Annotated in this window: 21 protein-coding genes; 12 read left to right on the top strand and 9 right to left on the bottom strand. The window is 67.6% G+C overall.

From position 1 onward, the window contains the following. Positions 1-71: 71 nt before the first annotated feature. The 3 genes from ACSC1R_RS02595 to ACSC1R_RS02585 all read right to left on the bottom strand — a co-directional run bounded on the left by ACSC1R_RS02595 (position 72) and on the right by ACSC1R_RS02585 (position 4,432). Positions 72-1,736 carry a vanadium-dependent haloperoxidase gene (locus ACSC1R_RS02595; protein WP_439027513.1) on the bottom strand — a complete coding sequence of 555 codons (1,665 nt, stop codon included), beginning with the start codon at positions 1,734-1,736 and terminating at the stop codon, positions 72-74. Positions 1,737-1,939: 203 nt separating this feature from the next. After that, on the bottom strand, positions 1,940-3,871 hold the full coding sequence (locus tag ACSC1R_RS02590) for an aldehyde ferredoxin oxidoreductase family protein (RefSeq protein WP_439027512.1): 1,932 nt from the start codon (positions 3,869-3,871) through the stop codon (positions 1,940-1,942). Positions 3,872-4,036: 165 nt separating this feature from the next. After that, positions 4,037-4,432 (bottom strand): hypothetical protein, encoded by a 396-nt coding sequence (locus tag ACSC1R_RS02585; protein ID WP_439027511.1) that lies wholly within the window; start codon positions 4,430-4,432, stop codon positions 4,037-4,039. Positions 4,433-4,517: 85 nt separating this feature from the next. Here ACSC1R_RS02585 and ACSC1R_RS02580 point away from each other — a divergent pair, with 85 nt between their 5' ends. Continuing rightward, the gene (locus ACSC1R_RS02580; protein WP_439027510.1) at positions 4,518-4,940 is read left to right on the top strand and encodes a VanZ family protein; all 423 of its coding nucleotides are present in this window, start codon (positions 4,518-4,520) and stop codon (positions 4,938-4,940) included. 1 nt (position 4,941) lies between these two features. Here ACSC1R_RS02580 and ACSC1R_RS02575 read toward each other — a convergent pair whose 3' ends face one another. Then, positions 4,942-5,463: a GNAT family N-acetyltransferase gene (locus ACSC1R_RS02575; protein ID WP_439027509.1), complete on the bottom strand. Its 522-nt coding sequence runs from the start codon at positions 5,461-5,463 to the stop codon at positions 4,942-4,944. Between the two features lie 122 nt (positions 5,464-5,585). Here ACSC1R_RS02575 and ACSC1R_RS02570 point away from each other — a divergent pair, with 122 nt between their 5' ends. Further along, positions 5,586-5,957 carry a helix-turn-helix domain-containing protein gene (locus tag ACSC1R_RS02570; protein ID WP_439028750.1) on the top strand — a complete coding sequence of 124 codons (372 nt, stop codon included), beginning with the start codon at positions 5,586-5,588 and terminating at the stop codon, positions 5,955-5,957. Beyond that, positions 5,954-6,232 (top strand): DUF7521 family protein, encoded by a 279-nt coding sequence (locus ACSC1R_RS02565; protein ID WP_439027508.1) that lies wholly within the window; start codon positions 5,954-5,956, stop codon positions 6,230-6,232. The genes ACSC1R_RS02570 and ACSC1R_RS02565 overlap by 4 nt, the downstream gene beginning before the upstream one ends. Before the next feature lie 11 nt (positions 6,233-6,243). Here ACSC1R_RS02565 and ACSC1R_RS02560 read toward each other — a convergent pair whose 3' ends face one another. Further along, positions 6,244-8,100 carry an ATP-binding protein gene (locus ACSC1R_RS02560; protein ID WP_439027507.1) on the bottom strand — a complete coding sequence of 619 codons (1,857 nt, stop codon included), beginning with the start codon at positions 8,098-8,100 and terminating at the stop codon, positions 6,244-6,246. A 62-nt stretch (positions 8,101-8,162) separates the two neighbouring features. Further along, the gene (locus ACSC1R_RS02555) at positions 8,163-10,133 is read right to left on the bottom strand and encodes a hypothetical protein (RefSeq protein ID WP_439027506.1); all 1,971 of its coding nucleotides are present in this window, start codon (positions 10,131-10,133) and stop codon (positions 8,163-8,165) included. Between the two features lie 133 nt (positions 10,134-10,266). On the opposite strand from ACSC1R_RS02555, the gene ACSC1R_RS02550 reads away from it, so the two are divergent. Further along, complete coding sequence (locus ACSC1R_RS02550) at positions 10,267-10,494, top strand: hypothetical protein (protein WP_439027505.1); 228 nt, start codon at positions 10,267-10,269, stop codon at positions 10,492-10,494. Positions 10,495-10,555: 61 nt separating this feature from the next. Next, entirely contained in the window at positions 10,556-11,632 is a 1,077-nt protein-coding gene (locus ACSC1R_RS02545; protein ID WP_439027504.1) for an archaeosine biosynthesis radical SAM protein RaSEA, read from the top strand. Between the two features lie 11 nt (positions 11,633-11,643). On the opposite strand, the gene ACSC1R_RS02540 is transcribed toward ACSC1R_RS02545, so the two are convergent. The 3 genes from ACSC1R_RS02540 to purS form a co-directional block, all read right to left on the bottom strand. After that, positions 11,644-14,769, bottom strand: a complete 3,126-nt coding sequence (locus ACSC1R_RS02540) for a PAS domain S-box protein (RefSeq protein WP_439027503.1) — start codon at positions 14,767-14,769, stop codon at positions 11,644-11,646. 148 nt (positions 14,770-14,917) lie between these two features. Further along, the gene (purQ, locus tag ACSC1R_RS02535; RefSeq protein WP_439027502.1) at positions 14,918-15,607 is read right to left on the bottom strand and encodes a phosphoribosylformylglycinamidine synthase I; all 690 of its coding nucleotides are present in this window, start codon (positions 15,605-15,607) and stop codon (positions 14,918-14,920) included. Further along, entirely contained in the window at positions 15,604-15,858 is a 255-nt protein-coding gene (gene purS, locus ACSC1R_RS02530) for a phosphoribosylformylglycinamidine synthase subunit PurS (RefSeq protein WP_439027501.1), read from the bottom strand. The genes purQ and purS overlap by 4 nt, the downstream gene beginning before the upstream one ends. A 143-nt stretch (positions 15,859-16,001) precedes the next feature. On the opposite strand from purS, the gene ACSC1R_RS02525 reads away from it, so the two are divergent. The 7 genes from ACSC1R_RS02525 (at position 16,002) to ACSC1R_RS02495 (ending at position 24,049) form a co-directional block, all read left to right on the top strand. Next, positions 16,002-16,619 carry an SOUL family heme-binding protein gene (locus ACSC1R_RS02525; RefSeq protein WP_439027500.1) on the top strand — a complete coding sequence of 206 codons (618 nt, stop codon included), beginning with the start codon at positions 16,002-16,004 and terminating at the stop codon, positions 16,617-16,619. Between the two features lie 139 nt (positions 16,620-16,758). Beyond that, a complete protein-coding gene (locus ACSC1R_RS02520) occupies positions 16,759-17,730 on the top strand; it encodes a formyltetrahydrofolate deformylase (RefSeq protein WP_439027499.1) in 972 nt (323 codons plus the stop codon). A 285-nt stretch (positions 17,731-18,015) separates the two neighbouring features. Further along, positions 18,016-19,788 (top strand): nitrite/sulfite reductase, encoded by a 1,773-nt coding sequence (locus tag ACSC1R_RS02515; RefSeq protein ID WP_439027498.1) that lies wholly within the window; start codon positions 18,016-18,018, stop codon positions 19,786-19,788. A 40-nt stretch (positions 19,789-19,828) separates the two neighbouring features. Continuing rightward, positions 19,829-21,931, top strand: a complete 2,103-nt coding sequence (gene nasA / locus ACSC1R_RS02510; protein ID WP_439027497.1) for an assimilatory nitrate reductase NasA — start codon at positions 19,829-19,831, stop codon at positions 21,929-21,931. Continuing rightward, positions 21,928-23,271 carry an MFS transporter gene (locus ACSC1R_RS02505; protein WP_439027496.1) on the top strand — a complete coding sequence of 448 codons (1,344 nt, stop codon included), beginning with the start codon at positions 21,928-21,930 and terminating at the stop codon, positions 23,269-23,271. The genes nasA and ACSC1R_RS02505 overlap by 4 nt, the downstream gene beginning before the upstream one ends. After that, the gene (locus ACSC1R_RS02500) at positions 23,271-23,417 is read left to right on the top strand and encodes a hypothetical protein (protein WP_439027495.1); all 147 of its coding nucleotides are present in this window, start codon (positions 23,271-23,273) and stop codon (positions 23,415-23,417) included. The genes ACSC1R_RS02505 and ACSC1R_RS02500 overlap by 1 nt, the downstream gene beginning before the upstream one ends. Continuing rightward, positions 23,414-24,049, top strand: coding sequence for a molybdenum cofactor guanylyltransferase (locus ACSC1R_RS02495; protein ID WP_439027494.1), 636 nt, complete (start codon positions 23,414-23,416; stop codon positions 24,047-24,049). Before ACSC1R_RS02500 ends, ACSC1R_RS02495 begins: the two co-directional genes overlap by 4 nt. Positions 24,050-24,064 lie beyond the last annotated feature (15 nt).

Raw genomic sequence — 24,064 nt, 5'->3', positions numbered from 1 at the left:
GTAATCACTGGGCGAGGGAGCGGTAAGATGACGAGGTCGCCGTCTCGAACTCACGGCCGCACTGCTACCGCTCAGGCCGATTCGACGCCGTCAGGTGCGATGCGGACCCGTTCACCGTCGAAGGTGGTCAGCGTGAAGCCGTCGAACCCGTAGCGCTCGTCGTAGGTGCGAGCGCGGTCGACGAGGAAGCCGAACGCGACGGCCTCGCCGAGGCGGTACCCGTCGACCGCGTCGGACCGGTAGTGGATGCCGGCCCAGTTCCGCCCGATGGCCATGTTCTCTGCGAGCTTGTGCAACTCCCCGCCCACGGTGAGGGACTCGGTGGTCTCTCCCGGCGTCCCGACCGCGACGGGCATCGCCGCGTCCTCGTCGAAGTACGCCTTCAGGACCGTGACGCAGGCCCCCGCGAGGACCGCGTGCCCGGCCGGGTAGGAGGGGTGTGTCGGCGACCCCTCGGGATAGGCCTGCGAGAGCAGGTAGCTGTCGTGCCGGTCGTATACTGCTGCAAGCGAGTCAGAGCCGAGCAGGTTCGCCGGCAGGTCGTACGAGACGTCGTCGTCGGTCAGGTGGAGGTGGACGCGACCACCATAGGTCTCGGGCCGCAGGCGGCGGTTCACCAGCCACTTCTGGACCCACGCGGCGTGCAGTGCCGGGCGACTCACCGCGACGACGGCGTCGAGTACGTCCGCCACGCCGAAGTCGACGAAGTAGCCGGAGGTCGGTGAAGTGGGAAATCCGTCGTCGGAAGGCACACCGTGGCCGAGCAACACGAGGGCGGCGTCCTGGTACGCCTGGTACACGTAGTCACGGTGGACGTAGGTGGCGAGGTCACGCCCGGTCTGGAGCGCCCGGTGTGTCTCTGCGTACTGGTCGCCCGTCGCCGGAGCACCCCCGCGCTGGATGGCCAGCCACTCGGGAACCGTCGTCACGTAGTCGGTCCCTTCTGCTGCGACCCGGTAGGTCTGGGGCTGGGCCATGCAGTCTCCCCGTGGCACGTCGTGGTAGAGGAACTGAGAGAGGTGCGGGCCGACCTCGCTCCCGGCCAGGGTTCCCCTGAACAGCAGGTTCGTCGTCACGTCCCCGTGCCCGTCGGTCGGGCCGGTGTACCCCGGCAGGGCGGAGAGGTCTGTCGCGGCAGCCTGCGCCAGCGGGTGGGCCCCGTACTCCTCGAAGGGAACGTCCCGCAGCAGTGACTGCCAGTACAGTTCGACCATCTCCGCCCCGGTCTCGTCGCTGTCGAACGCGGGAGCTGGCGGCATCACGAGCGCGTGCGAGTCCGGTCCCGTGACGTCGAAGGAACCGGCGGCTGTTGGGTTCGCCAGCTTCCGACCGGCGTCGGGTGCGAGCGGCACCTGGTCCAGCGAAGCGTCTCCGTACAGCGCGTCGACGAGTGTCGTGTATGCAGCGCTGTCACCGACCCCGTGGTCGTCGTGTGGGAGCCCCTTGGTGAACGTCGCGACCGTCCCGAAGCGTGCCTCGTCGTCGTTCTGTTGCCACGCCGGGGGCGTGCCCGCGAGGCAGTGGTCGCGGGCGGCGTCCCGCCGGAGTCGATACGTCGACAGCATGCGCTGGTGTCGCGACCCCGGCGGGTCCGTCGCTGGTCGGCCCGGCTCCGGGCTGCGCCCCGGCGGTGCGGTCGTCGCGCTGCCGACCGTGCTCAGTACGCCCGCGGCTCCCAGGCCGGCCAGTACGGTCCGGCGGAGCACACCTCCTGAATCGTCTCGTCGTGTGTTCATGGTCCCCCAGTCGCGTGACCCGGTCGGGTCCGCGTCTACCGACTGTACTCGGTACGAGGGGTTACTTATGGGCCGCATCGTGCTGGCCGAACGGGGGGTTAGCCGCCCGGTACGTGGGACGTACCAGTCGGTCAGCCCTCGACGCAGTCGGACTCGAAAAATCGGAATCGGTGGGTACGTTCGTCGTCTGCTCGCTGGTCTCCTCAGTCGTCTGCGGGTGCCGGCGAGTCTCCCGAACTGACGCCGGTGCCCGGGCCGATGTCGATGCCGAGTTCGTCCAGCTTCTCGTCGGGGACGACGCCGTCGACCCAGCCGCGGTACTCGTAGTACTCGGCTTTCATCTCCTCGAGCTCGCAGTACTCGCCCTCGCTCGCACCCTGACCGCGAATGCCGTCTTCGAGGAACCGCTCCGGCAGCGAGTCGTCGTCGCCGTCGAAGCCGACGAGGTTGTTGTAGTAGCGTTCGAGGTTGTAGATGCGCTCACCAGCTTCGAGCAGGTCGTCTTCGGTCCAGTCGAGGCCAGTCATGCCGTTCCACTGCAGGATGTACTCCTCGATACCCTCCGCGAAGGCGTTGAACTTGCAGATGTCGAAGGAGTCAGAGATGCAGTGCATGTCCTGGAAGACCGCGGTGAGTTCGCCCTTGCCTTCCCACTCGTAGGGGTCGACCTTCTCGGGCACGCCCAGGATTTCAGCGGAGGGCGTGTACCCGCGCAGGTGGCAGGCACCGCGGTTCGAGGTGGCGTAGCCGATGCCCATACCCTTCATGCAGCGAGGGTCGTAGGCGGGGATGGTCTCGCCTTTGACCGCCAGTGAGTTGTCGTGGGCGTCCATCTCCTCGGCGACGTGGTTCGCGCCGCCGGCGAGCAGGTCCGCGAGGTCACCGTCGCGGTTCGCGATGTCGGTGATGAGGTCTATCATCGCCTCCTTGTCGCCCCACTCGACGCCCTCACCGAGGTCGTCGAGTTTGCCTTGCTCGGTCATCTCCATCGCCATCGCGATCATGTTCCCGGTCTCGATGGTGTCGATGCCGTGCTGGTTACAGAGGTCTATCATCACGGCGATGGAGTCGCGGTCGTCGTTCATCGAGTTCGGGCCGAGCGCGAACGCCGACTCGTACTCGTAGGACTCCCCGCGGACGTTCATGTCCTTGCCCTTGTGCGTGTAGGTCACCTCGACCTCCTTCTTGCAGGCGACGGGACAGGAGTGACACGTCGGCTCGTCGACGAGGATGTTCTCGCGGACGTTCTCACCGGAGACCTTCTCGGAGTCGATGTTCGGCTCGCTCGGGTCCTCCTCGGCCTCGGAACTCGTCGAGGTGTACTTCGCGTTCCGGGTCGGGAGTCCGTCCATCTCCTCGGTGATGTTCATCAGGACGTTCGTCCCGTACATCGAGAGGCCGCCCTCGTTCGGGGCGGTCACGTCGGACTCCTGGATGGCCTGCATGGCCTGCTGGTGCCCCTTCTGGAAGGTGTCGGGGTCCTTCGGCTTGGGCATCTTCGTCCCCGACTTGATGAGGATGGCCTTGAGGTTCTTGTTGCCCATCACACAGCCGGTACCGCCGCGGCCCGAGGCCCGGTCGTCCTCGTTGACGATGCAGGCGTAGCGAACCTCGTTCTCGCCGCCGGCCCCGATGGCCATGATGGACATGTTCTTGCCGTAGCTGCCCTCGTGGCGCTCCTCCAGGATATCTCGCGTCTCGTGGACGGTCTTGCCCCAGAGGTCGCTGGCATCGTGGAGTTCGAGTTCGCCGTCCTCGACGACGGCGTACACCGGGTCGTCGGCCTGCCCCTCGAACAGGAGGCCGTCGAAGCCGGCCCACTTGAGGCGGGCACCCGACCAGCCGCCGTGGTGGCTGTCGGTCACCGTGTTGGTCAGCGGCGACTTGGTGCACACCGCGATTCGGCCGCTCATCACCGTCTGTGTCCCCGTCAGGGGGCCGTTCATGAACGCGAGAAGATTGTCCGGGCCGAGTGGGTCCACGTCCGGACCCTTCTCGAAGACGTACTTCACACCGAGGCCGCGGGCCCCGATGTACTTCTTCGCGTCAGCGTCGTCGATACCCTCGTAGTTCACATCTCCCGAGGACAGGTCGACCCGTGCGACGTGGTCCTGGAAGCCACCGATGTCTGTCATTGTAATCCCTAATCATTAGGTACGGACGGGACTCTGTTAGTCGTTGGCAAAGCGGGCGTAACTGGTTTCAGTTACCTCTCCGCGGGAACGCGGTTGGCACCGGGTCGGAGAGGCCGTCGGCGCTGGGCTGGATCGGCCGGCCGCTCTCGGTCGGTACTGAAGCGATTACCGCTCCGGTAGACGGTCGTTCACCTCGCCTGCGTAGGCGTCCACGAATCGGGTCACGGTCGGCCGGAAACGCCGAGGTCGCATGGTCCCGAGGTCGCCGGAGGGACGAATCCGGCACTCCCAGTGCAGTACGGACGCGAACTCGTTGGCATCGACCGTGAGCACGACCGTGCCGGTGAGGCCACCGTAGTCACCGTCGCCCCTGACGTCGAGGACGAGTCGCGGGTACGACTGCTCGGTGACGGTCACGGTCGCGTCGACGAGCGTCACCGCCCGTTCGAGAGCGCCCGGGTCGCCGATGGCGTCCCAGAGCGTCTCCGGAGCGACCTGGACGAACCGGCGGGTCGCCACGACGGTGACGGGGTCGGGTCGCGACGCTGTGGACGACGGCACGAACGGTATTTCGTGACAGGAGCGCATAAGGTCACGTTTTCTTCCGTGGCGGCGAGTTTTTGTTCTCGGCGCGACGAACGCCGGTATGAAACGCCGTCCGTGGTCCGGTGTCCACCCGTGGGTTCTCGTCCTCGCGTGGGGTGGTGCCGTCTTGCTCGCGTCGGTGGTCGAGCCACCGGGGAGCGTTCCCGATGGTGGCGCCGCGAGCACGGGTTTCGGCCCGTTCGGTCTCCTCGCGCTCGACAAACTGTTCCACGCCGTGGGGTACGCGGTGCTGGCCGTGCTCGCGGCCCGGGCCAGGCGACCCCGGACGCTGGCAGCAGGGCTGGCCATCGTCGCCGTCGTGGCCCTGTTCGGCTTCGGCGTCGAGGTCGTCCAGTTGCCCATCCCGGCCCGGTCGTTCGACCTGGCCGACGCCGCCGTGAACACGCTCGGGGCGACGGTCGGTGTCGTGGCGTGGGCTGGCTACGAGCGACTCGCCGGGGCGGGTGCGAGCACGAACGGCTGATTCACCACGGGAGTTTGCGGGCGAACACCACTGTCGGCACCACCTCGCCCCCCACGTCGCCGGTCCGGTGCTCGCGGAGCGTGAACCCCCGCGACTCGTAGAAGGAGCGTCCGACCTCGTTCGCCGCCGGCGTCGACAGCACGAGAGTGGTCCGGTCAGCCGGAATCGCCTCCGAGACGGCCTCCAGCAGTCGGGTGCCGATGCCCTCGTCCCAGTGGTCGGGGTGGACGTACAACTCGACGAGTTCGGCCTCGTCGTCGCGAACGAACGCCGCGGTGTCGGTCCAGTCGACGTAGGCGTAGCCGACCACCTCGTCGCGCCGTGTCGCCACGACGAAGCCGGGATGGTCCCGGAGGACCTCGTAGCGCGAGCGGATGTACGGTTCGCTGGCGGCGGCCCGGCCGGTCGCGAGCACGCGGGGCGAGAACACGTCCGCGAAGGCGGTCGTCCACGCCGCGCGGTTCACGTCCTCGGCGGCCCACACGTCGGCCAGCGATTCGATGCCCCTGACCACCGTCGTCATGGTGGAAGCGAAGGAGATGGGGGAAAATAGGTCTTCTCTCACCGGATTCCGGACACCGGTGACCGGGAACGAGAAAACCCGAATCGATTTTACCCCAGAGCGTACACGTCTCCCCTGTGAAGATGCGCGACCCGTCCGGGGCGGACGAGCCTGAGTTCCAGGCGGTCGTCGACGCCCTGGACGACGAGGACTGTCACGACATCATCGAGTCGCTCACCGAGGCGATGACCGCGAGTGAGATCTCTGAGGCGTGTGACATCCCCCTGTCGACGACCTACCGGAAGCTCGACCTCCTGACGGAGGCTTCGCTGCTCGCCGAGGAGACACAACTCCGAACGGACGGTCGCCACACCTCGATGTACCGGGTCGACTTCGAGAACGTTGCTATCATGCTCACGGACGAACACACACTGGACCTGCGAATCGAACGGCCGCCCGAGAAGCCGGAAGAACGTCTCGCCTCGATGTGGAAGGAGGTGCGCAAGGAGACATGAGTCACGTCACCCCACTCGTCGTCGCGTTCAAGACGCTCACGCTCGTGATGGGCGGGCTCATCACCTACCTCGCCACGAAAGCGTACCGTCGGACCGGGTCGCCGGCGCTTCGGGCGCTCGCGCTCGGGTTCGGTATCGTCACGACCGGTGCGCTCATCGCGGGGGCGCTGGACCAGTTCCTCATCGCCGGCGACCAGACCACCGCGCTCGCCATCGAGAGCGCGCTCACCACGGTCGGGTTCGGCGTCATCCTCTACTCGCTGTACGCAGAGTAACCGGCCCCGACTCAGGTCACGAACTCGAAACGACAGCCGCCGTTCTCGCCGTCGGTTATCGACACCGTCCAGCCGTGGGCGGACGCTATCTCCGAGACGATGCCGAGGCCGAACCCGGTGCCGTCCGTCGCCGTCGTGTACCCCATCTCCAGCACTGCGTCTTTCTGCTCGTCCGGGATGCCGGGGCCGTCGTCGGCGACGTAGAACCCATCGGCAGTCCCGCCGACCGTGACCGTCACGGACTCGCCAGCGTGCTCTCTCGTGTCACGAGACTTCGTCTGGTTGCACGTCGACCCGTGCTCGACAGCGTCCTCAGCCTCGCTGGTGGCCCGTGGAGTCGCGTGCTCTACGGCGTTCCGGAACAGGTTCTCGAACAGTTCTTCCAGCCGGTCGCCGTCGGCGGCGAGCGTCACGTCGCTGGCCACGGTGAGCGTCGCTTCGGCCGTCTCGACGTGTGACCACGCCTCCCGTGCGGTGACGGCGAGCGAGACGGTTTCGGTCTCCCCGACGATGTCGCCCTCCCGGGCGAGCGTCAGCAGTTCGCCGATCATCTGGTCCATCCGGTCGAGTTCGACGAGTACCTCCGGGAGCAGGGACGGGTCCTCGCCGTCGTACGCGGTCTCCGTGTACGCCCGGGCGACGCTGAGCGGATTCCGAAGGTCGTGGCTCACGACGGACGCGAAGGCGTCGAGGCGTTCGTTCTGCCGGGTGAGCCGGCGCTCTCGGGCCTTCATCTCGGCGATGTCTGTGTAGATGAAGTAGCCGGTCGGCTCGTCGCCGTCGGTCGAGATGGGGACGCTCCGGAGGAGAAACGGGTGTTCGCCGTCCTCGGTGACGCGGACGACCTCCCGTTCGAGGCGTTCGCCCGCGTCGACCGCGGCGTACAGTTCCTCGCTCCCGTCGGTGCCGGGGACGAGGAGGTCCGCGACCGATTCCCCGACGGCTTCGTTGGGGTCGTAGCCGAACAGGCGGACGAACGCGGAGTTGACGCGGTCGATGTAGGGGTCGCCGTCGTCGAAGGTGTACTGGAGCGCCGCGTCCGGGATGTTCTGGAAGAGCGCGGCGAAGCGGTCGCGCTCGCGGGTGACTGCGTCCTCGTAGCGCACCCGCTCGAGGGCGTGCTCGACGCTCGTCACGAGGAGTTCGGCCAGTTCGCGGTCGGCCGGGGTGAACGTGTCGCTCGCCGTCGAGATGGCCTGGAAGACGCCGTCGTCGTCGAGCGGGACCGAGAGTACCGCCCGGTAGTCCTCGGCCGTCGGTTTCGCGTCCGCGTCGGCCCGGACGTCGTCGACCAGTTGCGTCTCGCCCGTCTCGATGGTGCGGCCAGCGACGCCCTCACCGCCCCCGTGGAAGCTCGCCGGATGGAGTCGGCGGGCGACGGTCGCGACCGGCCGGAGTTCGCCGTCCTCGAGTCGGCAGATGGCACAGGCGTCGAGGTCGAGGACGGCCTGGGCGACCGAGATGGCGTGTTCGTATATCTCTCCCTCGGAGCCGAGGCGGTCGAACGTCGTCGTCCGTTCGAGGAGCGTGTCGAGGCGCTGTTCGGTCGAGGTCGCTGAGCCGCCAGTCTCAAGAGCGCCCCGGACACGGGCCGTCACGACGGCCGGGGGTGCATCGGCGGGGAGGACGTCGGTCGCACCGTTCGCCATGGCGGCGGCCGGGTCGTCCGACTCGGAGATGACGGCGACGACCGGCAGGGTCGCTGTCCTCGCACGTACTGCGGCGACGGCGGGTGCCGCTACGACCGCACAGTCGACAGTGTCGAGGGCTGCGGTCGTCGGGGAATCGACGCGAACGACGTCGAACGTCGCCGCAAGCGCGTCCTCGACCCGGCCGTCGCTGCTCAGAACCGTCTTCGAGTCTGGCACTACCCTCGTGGGATTCGTGGCAGGTGGCTTGAGGATTACGGCAAGCTGTCAACGGGATAACGTCATGCGATGGGGTAGAACGGCGCGAGGGCACCCGACCACGCCAGGTCACCGTCGCTGACGACGAGGTAGTCCGGGTCGCGCAGGACGGCCGTGAGTTCCATGGCGGAGACGGTGAACGGGCGTCGCCCGCTCAACAGTCGCTGTGTGACGGTCTCGATGTCCGGGTGCCAGACGAGTCCGGCGATGGCACCGCCCGGTTCGCCCACCACGTCGAAGGTTCCGTCGCCGTTCGAGGTGACGGTGAGCGGAATCGAACTCACGTTGTCGTCCTCGGGAAGCGCGTTGGTGCCGTCACCGACGACCCGGAATGCCTCATCGTCACTGAACTCGCCCGCGATGCGGGACGCGAGGTCGACGCCGTAGCCCTTCGCGAGTAACTGGACGAGCGTCGTCGGCACGAGGCCGGGCCTGTCGCGGTCCACCCCCGTCCGAACGACGGCCGCGACGCTCCCGCGCTCGACGAGGTCGGTCGCGAGCCCGTCGGCGCTGTGACCGTCCAGCACGACCGTCCGGGCCTTCGAGACGGCGAGGTCGTCCACCGCGAGGGTCCCGTCGGTACAGCGGAACCCCTCGCTGGCGTCGCCGACGAAGTGGACGAGGTCCGTCCGCGTCTCCAGGGCGTCCCTGAGCGCGACCCGCGTCGGGCCGACGATGTGGTCGACGACTGCCGCAGACTCGTCGACACTCGACTCGTAACAGTCGGCGACGGCCGCGACGGCGGCGGCGCGGTCGGCTGTCCCGACCACGAGTACCGAGGTATCGCTGTCGCCTTCGGCGAGGTGTTCGAGCCGGTGCCGGTACGCCAGTGGGTGGGCGTCGAACGCGTCGGGGTGGCCACCCTCGCCGAGCCAGCCCACGATGCCGCGGGTTCGCTCTCTGGTCAGGTCGAGTTCGTCGGCCGCCGACGGGAGGTACACCCGGCCGAGATACGACATGACGAACGGCAGGGCCGTGACGTGTTCCGGGGTCGGCTCGACGAACATAACGTAGTTCCGCGACGGCAACCGGTCGTCGAGGGCGGCGACCTGCGGGTCGAGCGCGAGCTGGAGCCGGTCGGCGACCGGGGCGTCGTAGCTCTCCAGCAGGGCCGTGTCCACCCCGTCGAGCAGGTCGAGTTCGGCGAGGTCTCCCTCGCCATCCGGACCGGCCGCCCGGACGATGCAGTCGAGGTAGAACACGCGCTCGAAGCAGTCGGCCGCCTCGAACTGGAACTCCGGCAGCGCCGAGAACTCGTGTTCGACGTCCACTGCGGGGGCCCGAAGCAGCGGTCGCGCTCTGTCCGCGTCGACGCTGACTCTCGCCCCGAGGTAGTGCGCCAGTGGTGCGGCCGGGAACAGGGGTGCCAGCGCGTCGGGGAGCACCAGTTCGATACCCGTCTCGGGTGTCGCGTCACGGACCGCCCCGGGGACGTCGGGTTCGTCGCCCGGGTCGCCGAGTTCGACCAGCGGTGGATGCTCGCGCCAGCCGGGGAGCGTCCGGTCGGGCGTCATCCGCATGTGCGAACTCGACAGGTGGGTGAGCGCCGTCGCGAGACCGGTCGGCGTCGGTGGCACCGTTATCGTGTGCTCCGGGAAGTCGACCATCGTCCAGAACCCGAGGCTGACCGGGGTCGGATGCTCGAACGTGAGGTCGGCCCGCCCCGAGGCTCTGCGACGAAGCGTCGCCGCGCCGTCGAACCGGGCGTAGGCGGTCAGCTCGCTGGAGAGCTTCAGCAGGTGTTCACCGTCGCCGAGCCGGCGGACGGTCTTGTACTCGGGGAGCTTCTCGTAGGGTCCGTCGTTCTGTTTGACCTCGACGAGCGCCTCGGGGACGGTGAGTTCGAGGACGCGACCCGTCACCGTGGTATCGAGTTCGATGGGAATCGACGGGCCGTCCGCTGGCTGGTCCCAGCCGACGACGTCGATGGCGATAGACCGGTTCGCCCGGTCGACGGCGTGCAGGGTCGCGTTCTCGACGTGGACGTCGACCATGGCCCCGCTACGGTGAAGGTGTGCTAAACTGTTGTGGGCGGTTCGCACACGACCTGTTGTGTCATCCCGCGATTCTCACGCGTTTGGAACGGTCGAGGGGCGTAATTTCCGGGGGTCCGTATCCCGACCTGCCATGTCCACCAGACGCGCACAAGGTTCGGAAGACCCGCTCCCGACCGTCTTCATCGCACTCGTCCTGACGGGTGCCGTCGCGGCCGGGTTCGTCCTCGTCGGGGGGACGCCCGAAGCCGGGTACGCAACGCCCATCACGACGAACACCGGGACGCTCGCCCTGGGACTACTCTCGCCGTTCCTCCTCCCGTTCGGCCTGCTCGTCGACGAACTCCGCGACCGGCGGTGACGGGGAGCGTCGACGCACCGACCCGAAGCCGATTTACGCGCCGACCCGCTGGTTTCTCCCAATGAGCAAGCCCACGCCCGAGGTCTACGAGAAGGGCAAGGGGATGGACGCGCACAACAAGGTGATGCGCGACATCCGCGCGAAGAAGGACAAGACGTACGACCCGCACGAGCCGACGCGGGTCTGGCTGGACGAGGACAACACGCCCAGCGGGGTCTACCAGTCGCTGACTATCATCCTCAACACGGGCGGCTGTCGCTGGGCTCGCGCCGGCGGCTGCACGATGTGTGGCTACGTCGCAGAATCGGTCGAGGGCGGGTCGGTCTCCCACGAGGCGCTGATGGACCAGATTCAGGTCTGTCTCGACCACGAGGCCGAGGAAGCCGACGAGAAGTCCGGCCTCATCAAGATATACACCTCCGGGTCGTTCCTCGACGAGCGCGAGGTGCCCGCCGAGACGCGCCGGGCTATCGCGGAGACGTTCGGCGACCGCGAGCGCATCGTCCTCGAATCCCTCCCGGACTTCGTCTCCCGCGAGAAGCTCTCGGAGTTCACCGGACAGGGACTGGACACCGACGTGGCGGTCGGCCTGGAGACTGCGACCGACCGCGTCCGCCACGACTGCGTGAACAAGTACTTCGACTTTTCGGACTTCGAGGACGCCTGCGCCGAGGCCGTCGCGGCCGACGCCGGCGTGAAGGCCTATCTCCTGATGAAGCCGCCGTTCCTCTCGGAGCCGGAAGCCCTCGAAGACATGAAGTCATCCGTGCGCCGCTGTGCCGCCGTCGAGGGCTGTCACACCGTCTCGATGAACCCCTGTAACGTCCAGCGCTACACCATGGTCGACGACCTGTTCTTCCGCGGTGGCTACCGTCCGCCGTGGCTCTGGTCGGTCGCCGAGGTACTGGAATCGACCGCCGACGAGGACGTCATCGTGGTCTCGGACCCGGTCGGCCACGGCTCCGAGCGCGGGCCGCACAACTGCGGTGAGTGCGACGACCGCGTCCAGACCGCCATCAAGGACTTCGACCTGCGCCAGGACCCGAGCGTGTTCCAGCAGGTCTTGTGTGAGTGTGAGGCGACGTGGGAGCACGTGCTCGAACACGAGACGACGTACAACATGCCGCTGGTCGAGTAAGTTCGACGGATTCAGTCGTCGGCGGTCTGGACTGTTTCTTCCTTGACCGCGAGCGGGACCGTCATCGTCACGACGGTCCCCCGCGGGTCGTTCTCCGCGAACGAGAGCCAGCCGCCACACTGCGTGACGACCCAGTTGACCAGCCAGAGGCCGAGGCCGCTCGCGTGTCGGAGCTGGGTTATCTCCTGTTCTTCCGAGATGAGTGCCCGCTCCTCTTCGGGGATGCCCGGACCGTTGTCCGTGACCGACAGGCGAAGGAACTGCCCGTCCCCGTCGTCTTGTGTCGCTGCGACGTGGACGTGTGGGTCGTCGCTGTCGTTGTGCTGGAGCGCGTTCTCGATGACGTGGAAGATGGCGGTCCGGAGCAGGTCGTCGGCACGGACTGCCGCGTCCTCGGGGAGGTCGACCGTGATGCCTGCGTGGGGATACTCTCTCGCGAGCCGTGCGATGGCCGTCTGGACGCTCTCGTGTAAGTCGACCGGGCCGGTGGCCGCGTGGTCGCGGTCGAGCGTCCGTTCGACCGCCCGGGTCTTCTCCGCGAGACTGACGAGTTCGTCGGCCCGCCCGAGGATGGTCTCGGCGTAGCCCACCGCGGTCGTCCCGTCGACCACGTCCGCGAGCATCTCGGCCGACCCGCGGATGATGTTCATCCCGTTGCGCAGGTCGTGTCGAAGCACGCGGTTCAGTATCTCGACGCGTTTCTGGCGCTCTTTCCGTTCGGTGATGTCGGTGTACACGCCGAAGGTCCGGGGGTTGCGCTTGCCGAACTCGACCGGGACGACGGTCATCTGGAAGTCCCGAAGGCCGTCCGTCGTCCGCCGTTTGACCTCCTGTTCGACGAGTTCGCCGGCCTGCGAGCGCTCGTTGACGTAGTCGGACTCGGCGCGGCGGTCCGGGGGCACGATGAGGTCGTCCAGTCTTTCGCCCCGGACCTCGGCCTCGTCGTAGCCGAAGACGCGCTCGAACGCGGCATTCACCTCGACGATGACTGGCTCGTCGTCCTCGTGTTTGGCGTAGACGACCGGGTCGGGGACGTTCTCGAACAGCGCGGCGAACCGGTCACGCTCGTTCATGAGTTCCTCCTCGAACGCCAGGCGCTCGACCGCATCGGCGACGTGGCTCACCAGCAACTCCGCGAGTTCGAGGTCCGACTCGTCGAACCCGCCGACCTCGTCCGAGACGGCCTGGAAGACGCCCACGTCGTCGACCGGTACCGACAGCAGCGACCGGTAGGTTCGGTGTTCCGGGGTGGCGTCGTTGTCGCCATGGATGTCGTCGATGAGGTAGGACTCGCCGGTCCGGTGGGTCTTGCCGGCGATGCCGTCGGAGACGTGCGAGCGTTCCCTGTACCCCTGTGGCTCTATCTCCGAGGAGATGCCGGCGGAGACGAGGTACTCGCCCTCCACCCGGTCGACACCGCAGATGTCGAAGTCGAGGATTCCCTCGGCGGCGTCGACGGTCAACTCCCAGATCTCCGCTTCTGTCTCACAGTCGTCGAGTTGCGAGGCGACCCCATGGAGGTTCTCTATCTTGCGCTTTTGCTCGACGAGTTCGTCCGCGATGCGCTTTCGTTCGGTGATGTCGCGGAGGACGACCGCCGTCCCGTCGAAGCGCGAGTCGGCGGGCAACAGGGCGATGGTCGCCTCGCAGGGGACGAGACGCCCCTCGGCCGTCCGTATCTCGACCTCGAACGTGGTCGAGTCGGGCCCCTCGTCGTCGACGAGGTCGACCAGTGCGGCACGTCCCCGGTCGAGGTACTCGGTGTCGAGAATCTCGGACGCGGGCATGTCGAGCAGCGTCTCACGGTCGTAGCCGGTCAACGCAGTCATCGCGTCGTTGACCGTCCGGAAGCGCACTTCCTCGTCGAGCGCGAAGACGGCGTCGCCGGCCGCCTCGACGATCGTCTGCTGGCGGCGGAGTTCCTCCTCCTGGTCGCTCCGGTCGAGGGCCGCGGTCGTCGTGGATGCGAGGATGCTCGCCAGGTGTGAGGTGGTCTCGTCGAAGCCGTCGACGTCTTCCGATGCGAACGCGAGCACGCCGTGGTCGCCGAGCGGGACCACGAGGGTACTCTCCATGCCGCGGGAGTGCGGGAGCAGCGACTGCTCGTACGCCTCCTCGTCGACGATGACCGCCTCGCCGGACTCGAACACGGACCAGGTGAGGCTCTGCTCGCCCACCAGGTCGTCCATCTCCGTGAGCATCGCCGCCGCCTCGTCGGTCGCCGCCGCGGGCACCAGTGCGTCGGCCTCCTCGTCGTACAACAGAACCGTCGTGTACCGGTGGTCGAGCACGCTCTGTGCCGCTTCGACCGCGAACTCGGCGACGCGTTCGCGCTCTTCGATGCGGATGAGTTCGCGCGACATCGCCTGGAGGTCCTCGACGGTCCGCTGGTGGTCGACGCGGTCGGTCACGTTCTGGACGAACGCGAGTGACCCGACGATGTTCCCGTCGCCGTCTGTCAGCGTGGTGTTGTACCACTCGCAGGTGATGTAGCGCCCGTCGCTGGTGACGTTCCCGTTGCGGCTGATGACGACGTCCTCGTCGGAGTCGTCGAGCACCTGTTCGCAGATGTCGTCGAGCGCGGGCCGTTCGGCCGGCGGGACCAGAAGTTCCATGACGCTCTCACCGAGTGCCGCCTCGTGGTCGTAGCCGAAGAGGTCGGTCGCACCCTGGTTCCAGGCGGTTATCTCGGCGTCCCGGTCCGTCTCGATGATGGCGAGTGGTGCCTGGTCGTAGGCGAACTCCAGGCGTTCTCGTCTGCTGGCGAGCGGCCCGCCCCGGTCGCCGTTGGCTGCCTCGACCCGGGTGCAGAGCGTGTCGAAGCCGTCGGCGGCGGGGACGTAACCGTCCATGCCGGCCGCGATGGCCCGGCCCGCGACCGATTCGTCGCCGTCGGCCGTGTAGAGGAAGAACGGGACGGCCGGTTCGTCGGCTTCGATGGCGTCGTGGAGGTCGAACGCGTCACCGTCGGGCAACTGGTAGTCGCTGACGACGCAGTCGATGTCGGTGGACAGGGCGTCGACTGCGGTCGTGACGCCGGACGCGGTAACGACTGTCCACGGCAAAGCATCCGTCATCTCGTCCGTCTCGGCGGCCGTGAAGCCGACCGCGAGGACGGTGGGTTCGCGTCCCGTCATTCCGGTAGTGTGTCGGTGGGCCCCCACACCCCCTGTGTCACCTCAACCCTTACTGTGCACACTCTTTAATCTTTGAGCCGTTACGAGTGGTGAGTCCGCGTCTCCAGAAACGGGACAGTCGGTCTGGGGTGTTCCTGCCGGGTCTGTCTCACTCCGCGACCGCCCGTGCGAACCCGCGGAGCAGCGGCCGCCCATCGACGCCGCCGACGTCCGCGAGCGCCGCACGCTCGGGGTGGGGCATGAGGACGGCGACCGAGTCGCGTTCGCCGAGGATGCCCGCGACGTTGTGCTTCGACCCGTTCGGGTTGGCATCTTCGCTCAACTCGCCGTTCTCGTCACAGTAGCGAAAGAGGATGCGGTTCTCGGTCTCGAGCTGGGTGAGGCGGTCGTCGTCGACCTCGTAGCGACCCTCGCCGTGGGCGATGGGGAGTTCGATGACCTCGCCTTCCTCGTATCCAGCGGTCCAGGGTGTGTCCGCGCGCTCGACGCGGAGGTAGACGTGTTCGCACTGGAAGCGGGCGCTCGCGTTGGTGGTGAACGCGCCCTCTGTGAGACCGGACTCGCAGCCGACCTGGGCGCCGTTGCAGACGCCGAGCACGGGGACGCCGTCGTCGGCGAGTTCGCGGACCTCGTTCATCACGGGCGAGCGTGCGGCCATCGCGCCGGCGCGCAGGTAGTCCCCGTAGGAGAAGCCACCGGGGAGCATGATACCGGTCGTGTCCTCGGGGAGGCCGTCCTCGTGCCAGACGATTTCGGCGTCGATGTCGAGGTCGGTGAGCGCGCCGAGGGCGTCGCGGTCGCAGTTCGAGCCGCCGAAGCGGATGATGGCGACGGTCATCCCTGCTCGGTGACCTCCACGTCGTAGTCGTGGATGGTCGGGTTGGCGAGCAGTCGCTCGGCCATCTCGGAGGCGCGTTCACGGGCGTCCTCGTCGCTTTCGGCCTCTAAGTCCACCTCGAAGCGGTCGGCCGACCGGAGCGCCTGGAGGTCGAAGCCGAGGCGTTCGAGCGCGCGCTTGGTCGTCTCGGCCTCGGGGTCGAGCACCCCCTGCTTGAGTCGGACGGTCACCGTGGCGGTGTAGCCAGTCATCGGTCGATGGTGCGTGGTCATGCATGATAGGGGTTTTGGAACCGCCCGGATACACACGAACGTGGATACCGTCGCGTGCCGGTGTCACGTCGGCATGGCCTGTTCGGCACGCGGGTTATACTCTCTCGTCGCCACTATGACGTATGAACCGCCGCACACTGTACGCCGGTCTCGGCGTCCTCGCGGGCGCACTCGGCCTCTGGACCGCCTGGGGACTCTACGTGGACTACACGACCGAACGGGTGAACTACGACCGCGTCGCCCACTTCGACGGCATCGAACTGCGCCGGTACCCCGCGACCATCGCGGTCAGCACGACCGCCAGTTCGGGTGACGAGGCGTTCCGACGGCTGTTCGGGTACATCTCCGGTGACAACACGCTGGGCCAGAAGGTGTCTATGACGACGCCGGTCGCCATGGAGGGCGAGACCATCCCGATGACCGCGCCCGTCACGTCGAGCCAGGTCCCCGAGGGCGTCACCATGTCGTTCTACCTGCCCGCCGACTACGACTACGAGGACGCCCCCGAACCGACCGACCCATTAGTGTCGCTCGAACTGGTCGGCCCGCGGAACCTCGCGGTGCTGTCGTTCTCGGGCTGGGCGAGCAGCGCGGGCGTCGACAGGAAGGAGGACGAACTGCTCCAGAAGCTGGAGACACACGGCATCGAACCCGTCGGTGAACCGTTCTTCATGGGGTACGACGACCCGTGGACGCCGCCGTTCATGCGCAAGAACGAGGTCGCGGTGGCTATCGACTGAGACGACGGGACGACCCTGACTTTCGAGCCTGTCTATCGACCTCGTCTCGTAACCTTCGCTTGGATACGAAGTCTTTTGCCTCCCAGTCGCCTGAGCATATCGTGATGTCTCTTTCGAGCAGCATCAGGAGGTGGTGTCGATGACGACTGACTTGACCGAAATTACGGTCATCGGAGGAGACAAGACGGGACTCATCGCTCGCGTCACCTCGTTGCTGTTCGAACGCGGAATCAACATCGAGGACCTTGACCAGGCGGTCCGGGACGACATCTTCCGGATGACGTTGCACGCGGACACCTCGGAGATGGTCTGCAAGCCCGAGACCCTGCGCGACGACCTCCACGACCTCGGCGACGACCTCGGCGTGGAGGTGCAGGTCCGGTTCCCGAGCGACCGGGAGACCCAGCAGATCGCCGTCCTCGCCACACAGGAGAGCCACTGTCTCGAACGCCTGTTCCAGGCGTGGGCCAGCGGCGACCTCGGCGCGGACATTTCGGTGGTCATCGCGAACCACGACGACCTCGAACCGCTCGCCCGGAAGTACGAGATTCCGTTCCACGACGTGGGCGACGAGAAGGGGACGCCGGACGAGGGGCGGATTCTCGAACTGCTCGAGGAGTACGACGCAGACCTCATCGTACTCGCCCGCTACATGCGCATCCTCAGCCCGGATGTCGTGTTCCGGTACGAGGACCGCATCATCAACATCCACCCGAGCCTGCTCCCGGCGTTCCCGGGTGCGAAGGCCTACCGGCAGGCGCTGGAGGAGGGCGTCCGCATCGCCGGTGTCACGGCACACTACGTGACGACCGACCTCGACCAGGGGCCCATCATCACCCAGCGTGCCTTCGACGTGCCCGACGACGCGACCATCGACGATGTCAAAGAGCGCGGGCAACCGCTCGAAGCCGAGGCGCTGCTCGAAGCGGTTCGGTTGCACCTCAACGGTGACGTGTCGGTCCACCGCGGCCGTACCCGGCTTCGTGAGGCCCGCGAGAACTCCTACCAGCTGGGCCTCTCGACCGAGGCCAGCGACGCGAACCCCGACCGCCCGGTCGACGGCCTCGGTGACATCGTCGCCGGTGACGGCGGGGAAGAAGCCGACGACTGACTGCGGCGGCGGCTGACCGCGGCGACCACGTTTCGTGTCGTACTCCATCGGGGAGTGACGACAGTCTCTCCTGTCCGTGTCACCGACTATCACGAACGTTAATATCATATAGAATATATAATTTCCTTGTATGTCCTCCCACTCTACAGTTGTTCCCACATGACCTGTGCAGTCTCGATACTGTCAACACTTGATTAGTGATAACCGATATAAGTGGTCGTTTGGACTGCAAGAACGAAAAATGGCTGAAGAAGTCCAGCTCGCGGAAGGGGTGTGTGCCTGAGCATGGCGCACAAGAAGGAAGCGGTCAAGGGAGAGCTGTACGGCGATGCTGTCAGAGAGAAGATAGCGGAGTTCGCAGAGCGCGGCTTCGCGTCGATCCCCGAAGACGAGCGCGAGGAGTGGTTCACGCGCTTCAAGTTCTGGGGCGTGTTCCACCAGCGGTCGGGACAGGAGTCGTACTTCATGATGCGACTGACGAACTGCGGTGGCATCCTCGAACCGGGCCAGCTCCGTGCCATCGGGGAGGTGGCCCGCGACTACGCGACCGGCCCCGCCGAGAACCCGGAGTTCGGCAACGGCTGGGTCGACTTCACCACCCGCCAGTCGATCCAGCTCCACTGGCTGAAACTCGAGGACATCCCAGAGGTGTGGGAGAAGCTCGAAGCCGCGGGCGTCTCCTCGCGCTCGGCGGGCGGCGACACGATGCGGAACATCTCGGGCTGTCCGGTCGCCGGGAAGGCCGACGAGTACGTCGATTCTCGGCCCATCCTCGAGGAGATTCAGGAGACAATCCGCGAGGACGACGACCTGCGCAACATGCCCCGGAAGTTCAACATCTCGGTGACGGGGTGTCGCAAGGGCTGTGCGCAGGACTCCATCAACGACGTGGGACTCGAACCGGCCCACAAGTTCATCGATGGGCAGGCCACGCCCGGGTTCAACGTCCGCGTCGGCGGCGGGCTCGGCGGCCGTGAACCGAGACCGGCCCGCCCGCTGGACATCTTCGTCCGGCCCGAGCAGGCCGTCGAGACGGTCCGGACGTTCGTCGAACTGTACCACGAGGAGGGCAACCGCCAGAACCGCGCGAAGAACCGGGCGCGGTTCTTCGTCGACGACTGGGGTACCGACGCCATCCGGGACGAACTGGACGACCGGCTGGATTTCGAACTCGAACGTGCGGGAACCGACTTCCGCGGCGAGTACACCTACAACGCCGGGAAGCCGACCGAACGGGGCGCACACGACCACGTCGGCGTGTACGACCAGCGCGACGGGCAGAACTACGTCGGGCTGAACGTCCCGGTCGGACGGATGACCGCCGAGGATACCATCGAACTCGCGGACCTCGCCGACGAGTACGGCTCCGGCGAGGTTCGACTGACCCGTCGCCAGAACCCGGTCGTCGTGGACGTCCCCGACGACGCGGTCGACGCCCTGCTCGACGAACCGCTGCTCGAGAAGCACAGACCCGAACCGAACCCGTTCGTCCGCGGGGCGATGGCCTGTACGGGCACCGAGTTCTGCTCGCTGGCGTTGACGGAGACGAAAGCCCGGATGGCGATCATGCTCCGGTGGCTGCGCGACAACGTGGAACTGCCCGACGACGTGGATCGAATCAAGTTGCACTTCTCCGGCTGTACCGCCGACTGCGGGCAGGCGATGACCGCCGACATCGGGCTACAGGGGATGCGGGCCCGCAAGGACGGCGAGATGGTCGAGGCGATGGACGTCGGCGTCGGTGGCGGCATCGGGGCCGAACCCAGTTTCATCGAGTGGGTCCGCCAGCGTGTGCCAGCCGACGAGGTTCCGGGACTGCTCAGGAACCTCGTCGAGGCGTACGCCGCCCTGCGACAGGACGGCCAGACGTTCCGTGAGTGGGTCGACGCGACCGGCCAGGAGACGCTCATCGAACTGGCCGAACCCGAGGAGGTCGACGGCTACGAGGACCCGTGTCTCACCGACGCGAAGCAGTCGTGGTACCCGTTCGTGGACGACGACACTCCGGCTCCCGAAGTCCCGACGGAACCACTCGCAGTCACCGAGGAAGGAGAATGAGCGGGACCGAGGACGCAGCCGCCATGGAGGTGGTCGCCGCGTGAGCGACTGGGTCTCGACCACCTGCATGCGGTGTGCCGTCGGCTGCGGCCACGTCCAGCGCGGGGTCGACGTCGGCTACGGGCTCGACACGGTCCGGGGCGACGCGATGCACCCGGTGAACCGCGGGCTGGCGTGCCAGCGGGGCGTCTCGGAGACGGCGGACCCCGGGGGCGAGTGGCTCACCCAGCCGATGGTCCGCAGCGGCGACGACCTCCAGAAGACGACGTGGGACGTGGCTATCGACCGCGTCGTCACCGCCTTCGGCGAGGCGATTGCCCGCGACCGGGACAGCATCGCCGTCCTCGGCAGCGGCCAGCAGACCAACGAGGCCGCCTACGCCCTCGGGAAACTCGCCCGGGGCGGCATCGGCACCCGGTACTACGACGCGAACACCACGCTGTGCATGGCCAGCGCGGTGACGGCGTACTACGACGCCTTCGGCAGCGACGCGCCGCCACCGACGTACGACGATATTCCGAACGCGAATCGCCACGTGGTCTGGGGGGCGAATCCGGCGGTGGCTCACCCGGTCATGTTCCGGTGGATAACCAACAGCGCGGCCGAGGACGACGGCGAACTCGTCGTCGTGGACCCGGTGCGGACCGAGTCCGCAGCGGCGGCAGACAGACACGTCAGCCCGGACCCGGGCGGCGACCTCGACCTCGCCCGGGCCGTGCTCGCCCAGGTGTGTGCCACGGACCGCGTGGACTGCGAGTTCGTCGCGGAGGCGACCGTCGGCTTCGACGAGCTGCGGGCGGACCTGCCCGCCCCGGACGAAGCCGCCGAGCGCGCCGGCGTCCCGTTCGAGGACGTGGAGGCCCTCGCGGCCGCGTTCGACCACGACGCGCTCGTCTACTGGGGGATGGGCGTCAACCAGAGCGTCCAGGGCACGGAGACCTCGGGCGCGCTCATCGACATCTGTCTGGCGACCGGCTCGATGGGTCCCGGCAACGGCCCGTTCTCGCTGACCGGGCAGGCCAACTCGATGGGCACCCGCGTCTGCTCCTCGAAGGGCTCCTGGCCCGGCCAGCGCGACTTCGCCGACCCGAGGGCGCGCGAACTCGTCGCCGCGGAGTGGGGCGTGCCGGTCGACCGGCTCCCCGACGACACCGGGCCGGGCCCCGTCGGCACCATGGACGCCATCGACGACGGCCCGGTGGAGGCGGTGTACGCCGTCGCCACGAACCCCGTCGCGGGGATGCCGGACGCCTCCGCGGTCGCGGAGACGCTGGACGACGCGTTCCTCGTGGTTCAGGACGCCTTCCACACCGAGACGACACAACTCGCCGACGTGGTGCTCCCGGCGGCGACCTGGGGGGAATCGGATGGCACCGCCATCAACATGGAGCGGACGGTGTCGCGGGTCCGGCCCGCCAGCGACCTCCCCAGCGGCGTGCGGACCGACCTCGACGTCATCACGAGCATCGGGAACGCGCTCGCGGACGGCCTGTTCGGCGAGGCGACCGACCCGAAGTCCCTCTTTCGGGAGTTCGCCGACCTGACCGCGGGCACCCTCGCGGACTGCTCGGGTATCAGTTACGAGCGTCTGGAGGCCGAGTACGCGGTCCGGTGGCCGGCCCCGACCCCGACGGCGAACGGGGGCTACCGGTACTACGACGAGGAAGCCGACGCGTGGTCGTTCCCGACGCCCTCCGGCAGGGCGCGCTTCGCCGGCGGCACGGGTCGCGACCTGCCGGAACCGGTGGACGACGAGTACCCGCTGACGCTCACCACCGGCCGGGAAGCCGACGGCTACAACACGGGGATTCGCTCGCGCGGGTCACCCGACGACCCGGGGCCGGTCCGGGCCCGTCTCCATCCCGAGACGCTCGCCGCGCACGCCGACTGCCTCGAACCGGTCGCCGGCGACGACCGACAGGTCACGCTCGAGACCAGACGCGAGAGCGTCACGGCCAGGGTCGACGCCGACGACGCCGTCCCCGAGGGGCTGGTCTGGTTGCCCATCCACCATCCGGCGACCAACCGTCTCACGGTACCGGCGACGGACCCGCGCTCTGCCGAACCGAACCTCAAACAGTGCGCGGTTCGGCTCGTCGCACCACAGCCCGAAATCGTGGTCGTGGGGGGTGAGCGCGTATGATTTCACGGAAGGTCGAGCAGTTGCTCATCGCGACGCTTGGCTTTTTCACCGCGTTCTTGCTGTGGTTCTCCACGGCCGCGTTCAGTCCCAGCATCGGGCAGGCGTTCTCGCTCAGTCTGGCCGAACTCGGCCTGCTCGCGAGTTCGGCCATCTGGCTCGCCCCGCCCGGTCGGGTGGCCGCGGGCTGGGCGGCAGACCGCTTCGGCGCGCACAACGTGTTCGCGGTCATCCTGGGCTACTCCGGCCTGGTGAGCATCGCCTCGGCGTTCGCCACCAGTTACGAGATACTGTTCCTCGAACGGCTGGTCGTCGCCTCGGCTGGCATCAGCTTCGTCGTCGGCATCCAGCACGTCGCCCAGTGGTTCGACGAGCACGAGATCGGGACCGCGGAGGGTCTCTATGCAGGAACCGGGAACGTCGGTGCCGGCGTGGGGGCGCTCATGCTCCCGCGTCTCTACGGGACGAACTACACCGACGCGTTCCTGCACCTCGGCGTTCTCGCGCTCGGCGTCGCGGTGCTGTACAAGTGGCGCGGCGAGCCAGCACGCGACGCCGCCACCGCCGAAATCGCGAAGCAGAATACGTCGCTCGGCGACACGATGTTCGTCTGGACGCGCTACGCCGCCATCGCGCTGATGCTGGCGTACGCGATGACGTTCGGGCTGGAGATCGCGATGAACTCCTGGCTCCCGAGCTACTACACCGAGGGCTTTGCGGCGTCCATCCGCGACCTCGGCTTCACCGACGTGGCGGCCATCCAGACCGCCGCCGGGACCTTCGCGGCGGTCCAGTCGTTCAACGCGTCGCTGTTCCGGCCGTTCTCGGGCTACATGTCCGACCTCTGGCAGCGCAAGGGGTGGACGCCGTACCCGATTCTCTCGACGGAGCAGGCGTACGCGCCCCGCGTGCACTGGCTGCTGACGGCGCTGTTGCTGGTCACGCTCATGATGATACTCCTGACGGTCGTGGGCCTCGCCGGAGTGCTCCCGGCCTCCGTGGTCGTCCTGGCGATGTTCGGCATCGCGGTGAGCTTCGGGACCGGTGGCGTCTTCGCCATCGTCCCGCTCGTGTTCCCGGACCGGCCCGGCACTGCCTCGGGCTTCATCGGCGGCGTCTCGACGTCCGGTGGCATCGTCTACCCGCTGGTGTTCGGGTACGTCCCGAACATCCACATGGGGTACGCGGTCGTCGCGCTCGTGTTCTTCGTGCCCATCGTCCTGTTCTACGTCTGGGCGATGCGGAGCGGGAGCGGTATCGACGCCCACGGCATCGGGACCCGCGACCGCTGGCTCGACGAGGGTTCAGGCAGCACGACGGCCGCCCCGGGGGGTGATGACTGATGGGCGACACTGGAACCGAGCCGGAGTACGACTCGTGGTACCGGTGGGGCAAGGTCGCCCTGTACGCCGAGATGGGTATCGCGATACTCGTGACGGTGTTCTCGCTGTACCTGGCGTTCTCCGGACAGGCGGGGTTCCTGGCGTGACGCGCCACGATGACCCGGGCCGCGGTGCCATCGTCCTCGCCGGCGGGCACTCCACGCGCTTCGGTGGACCCGACAAGGCCCTCGCCGAACTCGACGGTGTCGCGCTGGTCCGCCACGTCGTGGACCGCCTTGCGGAAGTCGTCGACGAGGTCGTGGTTCCCTGCCGCGAGCCACAGGTCGACGGGATTCGGCAGGTGCTGGCGGGTGCTGACGTCGAGACGCGCGTCGTCGTGGACGACGTGCGAGACCGGGGGCCGGTGGGCGGGTTCCTGACCGGACTACGCGAGACCGATTCGCCGGTCGTCGCGGTCACCGGCTGTGACATGCCACGCGTCGACCCCGGGTTCGTGCGGTCGCTGTTCGCCGACGCGGCGGGTGAGACGGGTGTCGTGCCGGAGTTCGATGGACGGTGGCAGCCCCTCTGTGCGGTGTATCGAACCACGGTCGCCAGTGCGGTGTCCCTGCGCGCGCTCGCGGCGGGCCAGCAGTGCATTCGCGACGTGGTGGCGCGACTGGACCCGCTGGTCGTCGACGAGGAGGCGGTTCGGGCGCGGACGCGCCCGGAGAACTTCGAGAACGTGAACTCGCAGGCAAACCTCGGCGCAGTCGAGGGACTGGTCGCGGCGGAGTGAAATCGCCCTGGACCG

Origin of the sequence: Haloarchaeobius ordinarius (genome assembly GCF_051801355.1) — an archaeon.
In the GTDB taxonomy this organism is placed as follows: domain Archaea; phylum Halobacteriota; class Halobacteria; order Halobacteriales; family Natrialbaceae; genus Haloarchaeobius.
This window is presented reverse-complemented; position numbering and strand designations above follow the sequence as displayed.